This is a genomic window from Rhodococcus sp. OK302, assembly GCF_002245895.1.
Taxonomy (GTDB): Bacteria; Actinomycetota; Actinomycetes; order Mycobacteriales; family Mycobacteriaceae; genus Rhodococcus_F.
Genome location: NZ_NPJZ01000001.1, coordinates 1,762,725 through 1,776,200, shown reverse-complemented (window position 1 = coordinate 1,776,200; position 13,476 = coordinate 1,762,725). Strand labels below are relative to the sequence as shown.

At 60.1% G+C, this 13,476-nt stretch carries 15 protein-coding genes, 1 tRNA gene and 1 riboswitch; of the genes, 9 read left to right on the top strand and 7 right to left on the bottom strand.

Annotated elements, in window-relative coordinates; translation table 11 throughout:
• The first annotated feature begins 205 nt into the window (after nt 1-205).
• On the top strand, nt 206-841 hold the full coding sequence (locus BDB13_RS08155) for a ScbR family autoregulator-binding transcription factor (RefSeq protein WP_094271195.1): 636 nt from the start codon (nt 206-208) through the stop codon (nt 839-841).
• A gap of 66 nt (nt 842-907) precedes the next feature.
• On the opposite strand, the gene BDB13_RS08150 is transcribed toward BDB13_RS08155, so the two are convergent.
• Together BDB13_RS08150 and BDB13_RS08145 are read right to left on the bottom strand one after the other, a co-directional pair.
• Nucleotides 908-2,362: a sensor histidine kinase gene (locus BDB13_RS08150; protein WP_094271194.1), complete on the bottom strand. Its 1,455-nt coding sequence runs from the start codon at nt 2,360-2,362 to the stop codon at nt 908-910.
• Complete coding sequence (locus BDB13_RS08145) at nt 2,359-3,066, bottom strand: response regulator transcription factor (RefSeq protein WP_094271193.1); 708 nt, start codon at nt 3,064-3,066, stop codon at nt 2,359-2,361. Before BDB13_RS08145 ends, BDB13_RS08150 begins: the two co-directional genes overlap by 4 nt.
• Before the next feature lie 129 nt (nt 3,067-3,195).
• Nucleotides 3,196-3,258, top strand: a riboswitch (guanidine-III (ykkC-III) riboswitch).
• Nucleotides 3,259-3,273: 15 nt separating this feature from the next.
• Here BDB13_RS08145 and BDB13_RS08140 point away from each other — a divergent pair.
• On the top strand, nt 3,274-3,588 hold the full coding sequence (locus BDB13_RS08140) for a DMT family transporter (RefSeq protein ID WP_094271192.1): 315 nt from the start codon (nt 3,274-3,276) through the stop codon (nt 3,586-3,588).
• 36 nt (nt 3,589-3,624) lie between these two features.
• Nucleotides 3,625-4,440 (top strand): ABC transporter, encoded by an 816-nt coding sequence (locus BDB13_RS08135; protein WP_094271191.1) that lies wholly within the window; start codon nt 3,625-3,627, stop codon nt 4,438-4,440.
• Between the two features lie 580 nt (nt 4,441-5,020).
• Here the strand turns inward: BDB13_RS08135 and BDB13_RS32870 are convergent.
• On the bottom strand, nt 5,021-5,176 hold the full coding sequence (locus tag BDB13_RS32870) for a hypothetical protein (protein ID WP_254923068.1): 156 nt from the start codon (nt 5,174-5,176) through the stop codon (nt 5,021-5,023).
• Between BDB13_RS32870 and BDB13_RS08130 the strand changes: the two genes are divergently transcribed.
• Together BDB13_RS08130 and BDB13_RS08125 are read left to right on the top strand one after the other, a co-directional pair.
• Nucleotides 5,105-5,725: a GAF and ANTAR domain-containing protein gene (locus BDB13_RS08130; protein ID WP_254923000.1), complete on the top strand. Its 621-nt coding sequence runs from the start codon at nt 5,105-5,107 to the stop codon at nt 5,723-5,725. The genes BDB13_RS32870 and BDB13_RS08130 overlap by 72 nt on opposite strands.
• Nucleotides 5,726-5,911: 186 nt before the next feature.
• Complete coding sequence (locus BDB13_RS08125) at nt 5,912-6,406, top strand: DUF1877 family protein (protein WP_094271189.1); 495 nt, start codon at nt 5,912-5,914, stop codon at nt 6,404-6,406.
• Nucleotides 6,407-6,625: 219 nt separating this feature from the next.
• On the opposite strand, the gene BDB13_RS08120 is transcribed toward BDB13_RS08125, so the two are convergent.
• A tRNA-Thr gene (locus BDB13_RS08120) sits at nt 6,626-6,700 on the bottom strand.
• A 138-nt stretch (nt 6,701-6,838) separates the two neighbouring features.
• Between BDB13_RS08120 and BDB13_RS08115 the strand changes: the two genes are divergently transcribed.
• Nucleotides 6,839-8,266: a threonine/serine ThrE exporter family protein gene (locus BDB13_RS08115; RefSeq protein ID WP_094271188.1), complete on the top strand. Its 1,428-nt coding sequence runs from the start codon at nt 6,839-6,841 to the stop codon at nt 8,264-8,266.
• A gap of 66 nt (nt 8,267-8,332) precedes the next feature.
• Here the strand turns inward: BDB13_RS08115 and BDB13_RS08110 are convergent, their stop codons facing one another.
• Together BDB13_RS08110 and BDB13_RS08105 are read right to left on the bottom strand one after the other, a co-directional pair.
• Complete coding sequence (locus BDB13_RS08110; RefSeq protein WP_094271187.1) at nt 8,333-8,578, bottom strand: MbtH family protein; 246 nt, start codon at nt 8,576-8,578, stop codon at nt 8,333-8,335.
• A 235-nt stretch (nt 8,579-8,813) separates the two neighbouring features.
• Complete coding sequence (locus tag BDB13_RS08105) at nt 8,814-9,395, bottom strand: class I SAM-dependent methyltransferase (protein ID WP_094274770.1); 582 nt, start codon at nt 9,393-9,395, stop codon at nt 8,814-8,816.
• 170 nt (nt 9,396-9,565) lie between these two features.
• Between BDB13_RS08105 and BDB13_RS08100 the strand changes: the two genes are divergently transcribed.
• From BDB13_RS08100 to BDB13_RS08090, 3 genes are all read left to right on the top strand, one after another.
• On the top strand, nt 9,566-11,725 hold the full coding sequence (locus BDB13_RS08100) for an MMPL family transporter (protein ID WP_094271186.1): 2,160 nt from the start codon (nt 9,566-9,568) through the stop codon (nt 11,723-11,725).
• Between the two features lie 77 nt (nt 11,726-11,802).
• On the top strand, nt 11,803-12,195 hold the full coding sequence (locus BDB13_RS08095; RefSeq protein ID WP_094271185.1) for a DUF302 domain-containing protein: 393 nt from the start codon (nt 11,803-11,805) through the stop codon (nt 12,193-12,195).
• Between the two features lie 74 nt (nt 12,196-12,269).
• Complete coding sequence (locus BDB13_RS08090; RefSeq protein WP_094271184.1) at nt 12,270-12,539, top strand: metal-sensitive transcriptional regulator; 270 nt, start codon at nt 12,270-12,272, stop codon at nt 12,537-12,539.
• 73 nt (nt 12,540-12,612) lie between these two features.
• Here BDB13_RS08090 and BDB13_RS08085 read toward each other — a convergent pair whose 3' ends face one another.
• Nucleotides 12,613-13,416 carry an alpha/beta fold hydrolase gene (locus BDB13_RS08085; RefSeq protein ID WP_094271183.1) on the bottom strand — a complete coding sequence of 268 codons (804 nt, stop codon included), beginning with the start codon at nt 13,414-13,416 and terminating at the stop codon, nt 12,613-12,615.
• Nucleotides 13,417-13,476: the final 60 nt, after the last annotated feature.

The following is a 13,476-nucleotide window of genomic DNA, read 5'->3' as shown; positions in this document are numbered from 1 at the left end:
GCTGAGAACGCCCGTCGCAATCCCCCCAAAGTCGCGACGGTCCATTTTGTCTCGCTCACCGACCATGACCTGCTATTCCACATTCCGAACAGTCCGTTTCCGCAGTCGCACAACAACGAGTTTCGCTGCTACCGTTGGGCACTGGTCGAAGGACCTAAGGCCCAACGGGCATCAGTCGGGGATCACTCGGAGGAAACGGAACCAAATGCAGGAACGTGCCAAAATCAGTCGCCAACAGATTCTCCGTGGTGCGGCTGACCGGTTCGAAATTACTGGATACGGCAGCACCAGCATGAACGACATCGTGTCGGCATCACGGATGACCAAGGGCGCGGTCTACTTTCATTTCTCTTCCAAAGATGACTTGGCTCAGGCCATCATCGAAGAGCAGCATCGGATATCTCTCGCGTCGTTCACCGACGTGGCTGCCACGGGAGCGCCGGCATTGGAGCAGGTCATCATGGTCTGCAATGAAATCGCTCGGCAGTTGACCTCCGATCCCGTAGTACGCGCCGGCATTCGTCTCACTCTGGAACTCAACGCGACTGACGGGCAACTCGATCCGTATCTCAGCTGGATTCGAGAACTGCAACGACTGTCGGAAATCGCTCAACGCCAGGGTGACATCCGCGCCGAGATCACTCCGGAATCGATGGGTCGCGTTATCACGTCAACTTTCATGGGTGTGCAACTGATCTCGAACATCTTGACCCGACGAGCCGACCTCGACGAACGCATCGACGAACTATTCGCGTTGCTTCTTGCCGGTGTTGTGTCGGACAAGCGCCGCAACGACATCGACGCAATTGTTCGAACCCGACTCGACTCCTACGCAGCCTGAAGTTTCGTCGCCGGAAGTTCGCCGTCTACCGACAAGTAACCGACGATCTTTCCGGCGATGAACTGATCAATCGTCATGCCCGTCGCGTGGCAGTTCGACGCGGAAGGTTGCTCCCTCGCCAGGTCTACTCGTCACGGTTACCGTTCCTTGGTGAGCCGCAACCAGAGCCGACACGATGGACAACCCTAGACCTGCTCCGCCGGTCTCTCGTGTGCGAGACGTGTCTGCCCGATAGAATCTCTCGAAGATTCGGGAAGCGTCTTCCTCGCTCAAACCATGTCCGGTATCCGAAACTTCGATCACGGCATTGCTTTCGGTTGTACCCAATCGGATGGTGATCTCAGCCTCCGGTGGCGTGTGTTTGATTGCGTTGCCGACTAGATTTGCAACGATCTGCCGAAGTCGTGCCTCGTCACCGATCACTTCAGGGGTGCCGGGGCCTCCGGTGATGTGCAACGTGACCGTTCTGTCCGGCGCAATCGCTCGGGCAGCCTGAACCGAATCTGCGGCAACGGCAAGGAGATCCACCTGCCTCTTCTCGAGAGGCCGCTGCTCGTCGAGCCTTGCGAGCATCAAGAGGTCTTCGACCAGCAGACCCATCCGCGACGCCTCACCTTCGATGCGATTCATCAGCGTTGCCGTATCCGTCATAGCTCCTTGGCGATACAACTCGGCGAATCCGCGAATCGTGGTCAGTGGGGTTCGTAACTCGTGGCTGGCGTCACCGACAAAACGACGCATCTTCTCTTCCGATCGTCGCGCCGATTCCTCCGAAGCCTCTGTTGAGGAGAATGCACTCTGGATTTGAGTCAGCATTCCGTTGAGCGCCACGGACAATCGTCCAACTTCTGTACGCTCGTCCCATTCCGGGACACGCCGATGCAGATCGCCGGCGGCGATAGCTGCTGCGGTCTCCTCGACTTCCACGAGCGGTCGCAAACTTCGACCGACGACAACGTACGCACCCCCTCCGAGCACGAGCAACACCACGATGCCGATGCCGAATTGCAGTCGGATCAAATCGTCGACGGTTTGCTCGATATCCGTGAGGCGTACCGCAATTGTTGTGGTCGTTCCGTCTCTCACGGTTGTCAGCACACGCCATTGAACATCGGAACCGTCGTTCGACCCGGTCGTAACGGGACCGTTTGTCGCGTCGACCGACAAGTCGGGCTCAGTCCGCGTCGAAGGTTGATCGTTGAGGACGATGACGCGTCCGTCGGCGGTTACGGTTCGAACGAAAAACGGACTTGGTGGTCTGGTATTTGGTCCGACATCGCTGGGGGGCTGGACATCTCGCGAATGCGGCTTCGCCCAACCGTCGATGGCCTCGTACAGCGTCTTGTCGGTTCGTTGCGTCAACGAGTTCTCGAGCGCGGACGTAACCGCAACTCCCGAGGCAAGCAATCCGAGACCAGCCAATACCAGCAGGGCGGCTACGAGCGTGAATCGGAGCGGAAGCCCATGCAATCGGAAAAGCCCTCTTGAAGAGGACTTTTCGGATTTCGAGTTCGTGGTCATTGCCTGGGTTCGCGCATCACGTAACCGACGCCGCGCAAGGTATGAATCAACGGAGTCTCGCCGGTGTCGACTTTTCGTCGTAGGTAGGAAACGTAAGACTCGACCACCCCGACCTCACCGCCGAAGTCGTAGTTCCAGACGTGATCGAGGATGCGCGGCTTGCTCAGTACCGTTCCGGCATTGACCATGAAGTACCGCAGCAGCGTGAACTCGGTCGGCGAGAGCGACACAAGTTCGCCGCCCTTCCACACCTCGCGCGTATCGTCGTCGAGTTCGATGTCTGCAAATTTCACCCGAGCCGACTGTTCCGGCGCGACGCCGCGCCCCGCCCGGCGCAGGATTACCCGCAGTCTGGTCACTACCTCTTCGAGACTGAAAGGCTTGGTCACATAGTCGTCGGCGCCGAGAGTGAGTCCGGTGATCTTGTCATCGAGTGCGTCCTTCGCCGTGAGAAAGAGAACCGGGGCGTCGACGCCGTCCGCGCGTAGGCGGCGGAGCAGACCGAAGCCGTCCATTCCCGGCATCATCACGTCCAGAATTATGGCGTCGGGGCGGAACCCGCGCGCCACGTCGAGCCCCTCGGCGCCACCCGATGCGGTGGCTACCTCGAATCCTTGAAAGCGGAGGCTCACGGAGAGCAACTCCACAATGGTGGGCTCATCGTCGACAACGAGGATTCGGGCTTCAACGCTCTTGTCAGTCACAAGTTCATCTTCTCCCCTCCCTCTGGATTCACACTGTGCATTCCCTGGGAGATTCCTGTGAGCGACGTTCGCGGTGACCGATCTGACCACAAAGTTAGACAAATATCGCATGATCGGTTGCTATCGTGAAGTACGTCGAGAATGACATCCGGACGAGCGCACCGTACCCGGCCAGCGACAAGACGGTGCCGAGGAGTTGTTTTTGTCATGGCTTGGATCGTTCTCGTCATTTCCGGTTTGTTCGAAGCTGTGTGGGCGACCGCACTGGGAAAGTCCGAAGGATTCAGCAAGCTTGCACCCACTGTGGTGTTTGTCCTGGGCCTCATCGTCAGCATGGCCGGACTCGCATATGCCATGCGCACGCTGCCGATCGGCACGGCGTACGCCGTCTGGGTCGGCATCGGTGCCTCATTGACCGTCGGCTACGCCATGCTGACCGGCACCGAATCGTCCTCGATCATGAAGGTTCTGTTGATCCTCGTCATCATCGGCGCAGTGGTCGGACTGAAGGTTCTGCACTAGCTCCAGTATTTGTGTGTTACCGGTTACAGTTAATCTATGAACCTGGCCGAGATACTCAAGCTCCCGTTACGGGCGGGTATCGCTGCTACAAAAATTAGCCTGGGTATTGCCGAACTTACGGTGACAACGCTGCGGATGGTCGTCACCAACCCCGGCGCGGCCACCGTCGGCGCAGCGTCCCTGGCCAATCCCCGCGGCCCCTTGCAGATGATTCAGCAACTGTCCTCGCTGACTGCGGATGATCGCCCGATCGGTCAGGCTCTCGCCGCCGGCGGACCGCTCGACAGACTCTTGGCACCCGGCGGTCCGGTCGACAAGTTGACCGCTCCCGACGGCACACTCGAACGCCTTCTCGCACCCGGCGGTCCGCTCGAACGTCTTCTCGCACCGGGTGGCCCACTGGATCGTGTACTTGCCGAGGACGGCGCGTTGGATCGCCTTCTCGCACCGGGCGGACTCCTCGATCGAATGATGGCCGAAGACGGACCGCTCGAGAGACTGACTGCACAAGACGGCGCAGTCGAACGATTGACGGCCAAGAACGGCGTCATCGATCGTGCACTCGCAGAAAACGGAATCCTCGAAACACTGCTCGCCGAGAACGGCGCATTCGAACGACTCATCGCCGAAGGCGGCCCTCTCGACCAGATCGTTGCACTCTCCGACACCTTGACCTCATTGGCACCCAACCTCGAACGCATGAGTGCAAGCATCGAAATACTTCAGGAAACCGTCGAAATACTCAGCGCGGCAGTCGGTCCCCTCGGAGAGCTCGCCGGCAAACTCCCCAATCGGTGGCTCAAGGGAAAGAGTGAACGCCCGGGAACCGACCTGCCAATCGAGTCCGCATAACAGATCCGACCCGTGAGATCAGTTGTTGATCACGATATTGAGATTGATGATGATTCCACCGAAAGTCAGGATCGTGTTCGCGAGGCCGAGCGTGAAACCACTGTTCAGAGCGGCAATTAATCCGTTCATTGTCGTATCCCCTTTACTGTCTTCGGGTTAGACGTACAAGATTGTGCGCTGGCGCTGAGAATAGGCCATATCGGCGACGTTCGTGCAGTTGCTGAGAATCTTGCACCACAGTCACATCTTTGCTCGCCATATGTTGCAGCCCAACAGATTTAACACAACTGACGTGTCTACCCATTTTGATTCGAAGTCAAACATAACAATTGCGATACAGCGCCGAGGATCTATAACAGTAGGAACCGATTCGGCCGCAATCCACCCCAACCGCGAAGAACATACCGCACGGCAGCTATTTTAGTGCACAATGGACAAATGGCCCGCACATGCCGGGACAAAAGGAAGGGTGAGCCAGTCAATGACGCCTCAGGACCCCGATCGAAACATCGGGACAGCTTCCAGCACAAGACATTTCGCTTCATCATCCAAGTTGGATGCCACGTCCGAAGCATTGCGGTCACTGTATTCGCAACTCGATCCCCCCACCCACTTCCTCGACCAACTCTGCAAACACGCTGTCGACCTTGTCGACGACGCGCACATGGCCGGCATCACCGTCGCCGAATCCGATTCCGTTCACCACACCCTCGCCGCCACCGATCGCCTCGTCCATACCGTCGACCTAATTCAGTTCAAACTCCGCACTGGGCCCGCCCTGGTATCCGCGAACTCGATGTCTGTCGTACATGCACATTCCGACGAAGCCTGCAGTCGGTGGCCCCAATTTTTCAGCGCAGCAAAAACTTTTGGGATATCGAGCTTCCTGTCAGTGCCGCTACCCGGCCATGGCGGACCCCTCCGAACATTGAACCTGTACAGCCGCGACAACCGTGGATTCACCGGAACCGATGTCGCACTGATCCAACTCTTCGCTCTCACCGCGGCCTACGCCCTCCACAGTTCACAGCGTCTGTACCTGGCTCACACACGCGCGAAGGACCTCGATCTCGCCCTCGAATCCCGCGGAATCATAGATCAGGCCAAGGGCATCATCATGGGCACTCGACACGTCGATGCCGAGCATGCCTTCTCGATCCTCATTCAGGAGTCGCAGAAGAGCAACATCAAACTTCGCGTCATCGCACAGCAGCACATCGCCGCAACTGTCGGCGCGGGCCACGCCGGGACCGAAATCCGCGACTCTCGATCGGCCGACAACTAGAGTCGGAGCCGAACCATTCCTTCCAGAGGGTTCAGACAGGCCGTCGGGTGCTCAGGCAACCGGCGGCCTTTCACTATTCACTATGCAATCCGAACCTTCGAGCCGGTGAAAGTGTGAGGTCCTGTCGTAGCAGTATCGGGTGATAGCCCTGAGAAACCCGGTGGGGATAACCGCTAGCATCACGCCATGGAACTTGGGGTGCATTTCGCGCTGTCAGACCGCGTGGCAGCGGAACTTCTTGACGCGCGTGGCGATGACGACAGACTCGACGCGGTGGTCGAGGACATCGAGGAGACGGGGCGCTCCGAGTTCTCGTGCGACACGGACAAGGCGTGGGACGCGATCCTGTGCTCGCTCTCCAATAGCGGGTACCAGCGCGCGCCCGAGAACTGGCCGGCATGTGGCGTGATCTTGGGGGACGAGGACCTCAACACGGACACCGACGACCAACTGATTACCTATATGGCGCCCGATCGGGTCGCCGAAGTCGCCTCGTACCTGGCGGGAATCACCGAATTCGAGTTCGGCGCACGCTATGACGCGATGCCGCTCGACGATCGCAACCCCGAGTACGGCGTGGACGAGCGCACGTACGCCTGGGTTTGGTTGCAGGAAGTGGTTGACTTTTTCCAGCGCGCGGCCGGCGACGATCGGCACGTGGTGTTCACCGTGCGGTTCTGATGCCCACCGGGGCGCCGTTCCGATCGCTGGTATCTCAGCGTGGCTCGGACACAGTGATAGCACCTTCACCGGGCGCACGTACATGCATTCGCAGACGATGCATTGAAAGCCGCTGCGGCGAGTTTGCAAGCACTTGTGACATTTCGTGACAATGACGCCGGGTAGTGACAACAAAAAAGGGCACCCACCTGGCTTGTCGCCTGGTAGATGCCCTTTTTGTGGAGCCTCCTGTCGGGATTGAACCGACGACCTTTCGCTTACAAGGCGAGTGCTCTACCACTGAGCTAAGGAGGCGAAATTAGATGCGTCGCCGCGAACTAACTTTGCGGAGCCATCATATCCAAGCCATCTCAGTGGCCGCGCCCGGGTCACATTAGATACCGTTGCCCCCATGTGCACCCCCCGGAGTCGGCGAGCAGCCCGCCGCCCCTGATGTCCAAACTCACCGAAGCCCTTACCCGATTGACCGGGCACCGCCAGGCAACTGTCGACACTGTCACCTCAGCACCCGCACCGCTACAACCGATCGACCTGACCGACGACGCCGTCGTCGCAGAAGTCCTCGATCTGGCGGTGCGGGTCGGTGAGGTACTCCTCGCATCCGGAACTGCGGCCATGGATACCGCCGAGCAAGTCCAGTTCATTGCAGCGACGTACGGGCTGGCCCAATGCGATGTCGATGTCACGTACAACTCGATAGTCCTGTCCGCGTATCGCGGTCCGACACGGCCGCCGGCAAGCACGATGCGAATCGTGCATTACCGCTCGATGGACTTCACTCGTCTTGCTGCCGTGGATCGTCTGACCCGCCGTATTCGACGCGAAGCCATCACCCCCGGACAGGCGCACGACGCCCTGACTGCGATCACAACCGCACCGCATCCGTACAGTCGCTGGACCGCGACTCTGGCATGGGCGGCGATGGCAGCATCGGTGTCCGTACTCCTCGGAGGCGGACTCCTGGTTGCCACGGTCGCATTCCTGACGACGATGGTGATCGACCGCGTCAATCGAGTTCTGAACCGTTTCGGATTGCCGTTCTTCTTTCAGCAGGTGATGGGCGGTTTGATCGCCGCTGCGCCGGCCGCCACTCTCTATACCTTCCAAGAACAGTTGGGCATCACCATCAGACCGTCGTTGGTCATCGCGGCCGGGGTCGTGGTTCTGCTCTCGGGGCTGTCATTGGTGGGCTCGGTGCAGGACGCCATCATGGGCGCACCTATCACCGCGGTTGCACGTTTCTTCGAGGTCGTGATGATGACCGGCGGCATTATTGCCGGTGTTGCCATTTCGCTGCGAGTCACCGGATTGCTCGGTTCGACGCTGCCGCCGATCAACGTCGAAGCTCTCCCCATTACTCAACTGCCCGTTCTGATGTTCTCGGGCGCTTTCGCGTCCGTGTTCTATGCTCTGGCCTGCTACGCGGAGAAGAGGGCCCTGACGGCCGCATTCCTCGGCGGTGCAGCGGGCAGTGGTGTGTCCGTGTTCGTGCAGACGCTCAATGTCGGCCCTGTGATCGCAGCGGCAATCGCCGCTACCGTCGTCGGACTCGCCGGCGGTCTGATGGCCCGCCGGGCGTTGACACCGCCGCTCGTCGTAGCGGTTGCCGGCATCACTCCACTGCTTCCTGGTCTGGCGCTGTACAAAGGCCTGTACTCGCTACTCGACGATCAAGTCGTGGTGGGCTTGACGGCGCTGTTGTCCGCGTTCGGCATCGGCTGCGCGTTGGCTGCGGGCGTCACGCTCGGTGAATGGGTGGCCCGTACGCTCCGCCGCCCGCGCATCCTGCTTCGAGTGGACTCACTGCGTCGTCCGATGATCCTCAAGCGCAAACGCCGCCTGCCGGCAAACGGCAAATAGTCCCGGTAAGACACGAAGAGCTGGGCACCGGTAGGTGCCCAGCTCTTCGATCGTTGTGCGGAGCGGTCAGCTCTCCGTTGTGCGCCCGGCAGCAGCTTGATCTGCTTCCATTGCTTCGCGCAGACTCTTCGGACGCATATCGGTCCAGTTCTTTTCTACGTACTCGAGGCACGCTGCTCGGCTGTCTTCGCCGAATACGACACGCCAGCCCGCGGGGACCTCGGAGAACGTGGGCCACAGCGAATGCTGGTCCTCGTCGTTCACCAACACGTAGAAGCGTCCGTCTTCGTCATCGAAAGGATTAGTGCTCATCTCGCCTCACTTCTTACGTACGTTTCTTGTGCGCTCAGACTAGCAAGCGCACCGGTCACTTTTGGTGGGTCCGAATCGACGGTGTCAGTCCGCGTGTCTGTATTCATTCCACTCTGCAAGTAGATACCGCCTGTCACGTCGTCCGTTACAGCCAATCGGTAGTCACAAGTTACGGTACGCGGAACCGGACTGATCGGGCACCAGTTTCACCCAAAACTGGCCAATGGTCCGTAGGTCAGTCCTGCCACGGCCCGAATTCGAGCAGAATATCGATTGCCAACCCGCCGTCTTGCGGGCGAACCACATGTTCGAGTGCATACACACGTGAGCTTTCGGCTGCGCGGGCCAGATCGGAAATGCCAGGCAGAATTTCCGGTTCCGGCGGACCCCCCACCCCGCGGTGATAGTTCTCGATGGAATGGCCGAGGTACACCACTCGCCCGCCGGGAGCGACCCATCCCCCGACGCGAGCCAGCGTGTCAACGAGCTCGGCCAGCGGCATGTGCAGAAAACTGACCAGGACCAGATCGACTTTGCTCTCCGGCTTCCACGACGTCGCGTCGCCAACCCTCCAGTCGACGCCCTTCTCGGCGTCACTCGACCGCGCAAGGTCTATCGCCACTGACGAATAGTCGACGCCCGTGACGGACCAGCCATTCTGGGCCATCCAGCGTGCATGGCGCCCGTCGCCACAAGCCAGGTCGATCGCAGATCCGGGTTTCAAGCCTGCCACTCGCGTGGCGACGGTTCCTGCGGGGTCGATTCCCCACGGCTCCGTCACAGCCCGGTACCGCTCGTCCCAATCCGATGCGTCCAATTTCTTGCCCTTCAGTCTCTGCCGGCCACCGTCCGGCGACAGTGTAGAGAATCCCGGCGGCTGCCGAACCCACCTTGTCGATCGCGCCATCCAAACTCGTCAGCGTGACAAAACTATACCCCCATGGGTATACATGGATGGAGCTCAGAATACCCCCACCCGTATTAGGAATGACGATGACAATCACCAGAAATACCGACAGCGCGCCACCCGCTGCACCACCTGACGAGGGAATACTTGCCCGGCTCGGCCGCACGATGGCCACAAACATGCGCTGGGTGATCGGCGTCTGGTTGATCGCACTCGTTGCGCTCGGCGCCGCGGCACCGAGTGTTTTCACTTCGCTCGCCGGCGCAGGCTGGCAGGCCAACGGATCCGAATCCGTACAGGTCCGCGAGCTGGCCGAGCAGCATTTCGGCGGAAATTCCTCCGCGGCCGTCCAGGTCGTCGTGCACTCGGACACCCATCAGGTCACTGACCCCGCGATGCAACAGACACTCGCTGACGCCACGGACCTGTTCACGAAAGACAGCCGTTTCGGTGCCGTCGTCGCCCCTCAACCAGGGATGACGATCAGTCCCGACGGACACACCGGCATCCTGATCGCCGGCGCCAATGCGAGCACCGACGCCATGGTCAGCGCGGTCGACCAACTCGGCAAGGAACTCACCGCACTGTCCACCGATTCGATCGAGGTCTACCCGACCGGCGCATCAGCGTTGTGGAGTGACTTCAACAAGGCCAATCACGAGGCCATGATCAAAGCCGAAATGATGTCGTGGCCAGTCACTCTCGCGATCATGGTCTTGGCATTCGGCTCCCTTGTCGCAGCCGGATTGCCCCTCCTCCTGACCCTGGCAGGCCTGGTTGCCTCAGCGGGCGGACTCGTGATCCTCAACGAGATCACGCCGATTTCGGTGTGGGCCATGAACTTTGCGATGATGTTCGCTCTCGCCCTCGGCATCGACTATGCACTCTTCCTCGTCGCCAGATTCCGTGACGCACTCGCAAAAAACCCCGATCCAAGGGCCGCCGTGGCCGAAACAATGGACACTGCAGGCAAAGCCGTCGTTCTCTCCGGCTTGACAGTCCTGGTCAGCCTGTCGGCAGTTCTCATCGTTCCCGCACCGGCCGTCCGCACGATGGCCGTGGGAATCATGCTCGCCGTGATCTTCGTCCTAGCCGCAACTCTGACGCTTCTACCGGCTGTCCTCGGAAAAATTGGCGCCAAGGTCAACGGTGGATCCCTCCCGTACGCAAAACGCCAGCAGCACCGTTCCCCACTATTCGCGTCGTGGGCATCACTACTGCACCGACACCCGTGGCCTTTCGGAATCGGCGCTGTGGTCATCCTGATCGCGCTGATCATTCCGGTCTTCGGCCTCAAGGTCGCCATGCCGTCCATCGCGGTGGTTCCCGAAGACGCGCCGGTCCGCCAGGGCTACGAACTGGTACAGGAGCAATTCGGCGACGGTGCACCCGGCATGTTGCAGATCATCACCTCCCCCGACGACGCACCCGAAACTGCCCGCATCGCCGGAACTGTGGACGGCGTCGCGATGGTCACTCCTCCGCAGCCTGCCGCCGATGGATCCGACCTGGTTATGCTGCAAGCAGTTCCGAGTGTTGATCCCTCGGATCATGCGATGGGGAAGATTGTCGGCGACCTACGGGCACAACTGCCCGAATCCGCACTGGTCGGCGGCGCGCCGGCCGAGAACCTCGATCTCCAGCAAGCGTTGAACGACTATCTTCCGATCGTGATCGCCGTGATCCTGACACTCGGATTCCTGTTGCTACTGGTTGCATTGCAGGCACCACTGATCGCGATCATCGGCACGCTGGTGAGCTTGCTGTCCACCGGCGCCGCTTTCGGTGTCGCAAAGCTGATCTTCCAGGACGGTCACGGATCCGGCCTGCTCGGCTTCGAACCACAAGGCTTCTTGAACGGTTGGGGTCCGGTGTTCTTCTTCGCCATGATCTTTGCCATCGCGATGGACTACACCGTCTTCCTACTCGCGAGCGCGAAGGAGCACTATGAGCGAACCGGCGATCCGAAGATCGCTCACATCGACGGCCTCGCACATTCAGGACGCGTCATCGCCGCCGCAGCTGCAGTGATGGTGGCAGTCTTCTTTACCTTTGCCCTGGCAGATCCCTTGCCTCCCAAAGAAATGGGAATCATTCTGGGTGTAGCAGTTCTGCTGGATGCCGTCCTGGTTCGACTGATCCTGCTGCCCGTGATGCTGCGCCTGACAGGCAAGGCCGCCTGGTGGTCACCGGCATGGCTGCGACGCGCCCTGCCGAAGATCAGCTTCTCGCACGGCTAGGTCGTGTACCCGAAGTCACTGCACGAACCATACCCCTGGGGGTATGGTGGAATTAAGACGACAAAGGAGAAACTCCCATGGACATCGCCATCGGCACCAAGGTCAGCGGAACATTCGACGACGTCGTGGCACGCACGCGCCAGGCTCTGTCGGAACAAGGTTTCGGCGTCCTCACCGAAATCGACATGCAAGCCACCCTCAAAGCCAAGCTGGGCGAGGACATGGAGAAGTACCTCATCCTGGGCGCCTGTAATCCGACCCTCGCACATCGCGCGGTAACAGTCGACCGACAGATCGGGCTACTGCTGCCCTGCAATGTCGTCGTGAGAGAAGACACCGAGGCTGAGAACTCGTTTTTCGTCGAAGCCATGAACCCGGACCTGATGGTGCAGGTTTCCGGTGATGCGGGCTTGGAGTCCGTTGCAGCGGATGCGGCCGTCAAACTCCGCGCAGCCATCGAAGCGCTCTAATCCTGAAGGATTTCGTTCGCTGAGCGAGCACTATCCTTCACGATCAGAGCCAAAACATCCGAGAAAGGGCCATCATGACCGGCGATGAAGAGAGCCAAGCGCTCGTATTGAACAGACTGCGCCGAGCTCACGGCCAACTCGCGGGAGTGATCTCGATGATCGAGAACGGTCGAGACTGCAAGGCTGTAGTCACCCAATTGGCGGCTGTGTCCAAGGCGCTCGACCGCGCCGGATTCAAGATCGTTGCCAGTGGCCTACGCGAATGCCTGTCCGGCGACGGCGCAGACGCACAGGAGCCGCTGACCGAGGCAGAACTCGAGAAGCTGTTCCTCGCGCTGGCCTAAACCGCTGAACCGCTGAACCGAAACGCCGCAGGGCCGAACCCGAATCACGGGTCCGGCCCTGCGGCGCATGGTCTTACGAAGCCAAGAAGTCGATCAACACCTTGTTCACGGCATCCGGACGCTCCAAGTACCCGTAGTGGCCGGTATCCGGAATCTCCTCGTACGTCGCAGTCACGATGCAGTCCGCAACCTCACGCGAGAGGTAGGGCGGAATCATCCGGTCGTCGGCGAAGGCAACCGACAGGCACGGACGCATGATTGCCCGGTAGTCCCGACGGCGATCGAAGGTACGGTCCATCGCGAGCTGCGCTCGAACACCGGGTGATGTTGCACCGCCGGTGAATTCGAAGATGTCCATCCAGTCGCGGGCCGCGTGTTCATCGGCCAGGGTGGCGGGCGACAGATTCATCACCGCAGTCACCGCCGCACGATACTTTGCGGGCAGTTCGACGCCACTGTCCGTCAACTCACGCTCGCCCTGGGACAAGGTCTGCTGGAAATGATCCATCCGGGCATGGCCCGCGAGGAAAACAGCTTTGCGCACCAGATCAGGACGAGCCAACGTAAGTTCCTGCGCCACTCGGGCGCCCATCGACGTACCGATCACAAAGGCGGGTCCACCGCCCAGATGCTCGATCAGTGCGGCGGTGTCGGCAACCATGTCAGGCATCGTGATGCCGCTGGTGCTCTCACCGGAAGGCGCGATTCCGCGGTTGTCGAACGTGCAGACGCGGTAACCCGCGGCAACCAGCGCCGGAGTCTGATGAAGGTCCCAGACACGCCCCGGACTGCCCGTCCCCATGATGAGCACCACCAGATCCCCATCACCCTTGACCTGGTAATTGATCGGGATTCCGTTGATTGTGGCGACCGTCATGTCTGCCTTCCTCCTCATATTCTGAAACCGTGTTCGCAATGCTGGTGTGGGTTGACCGAA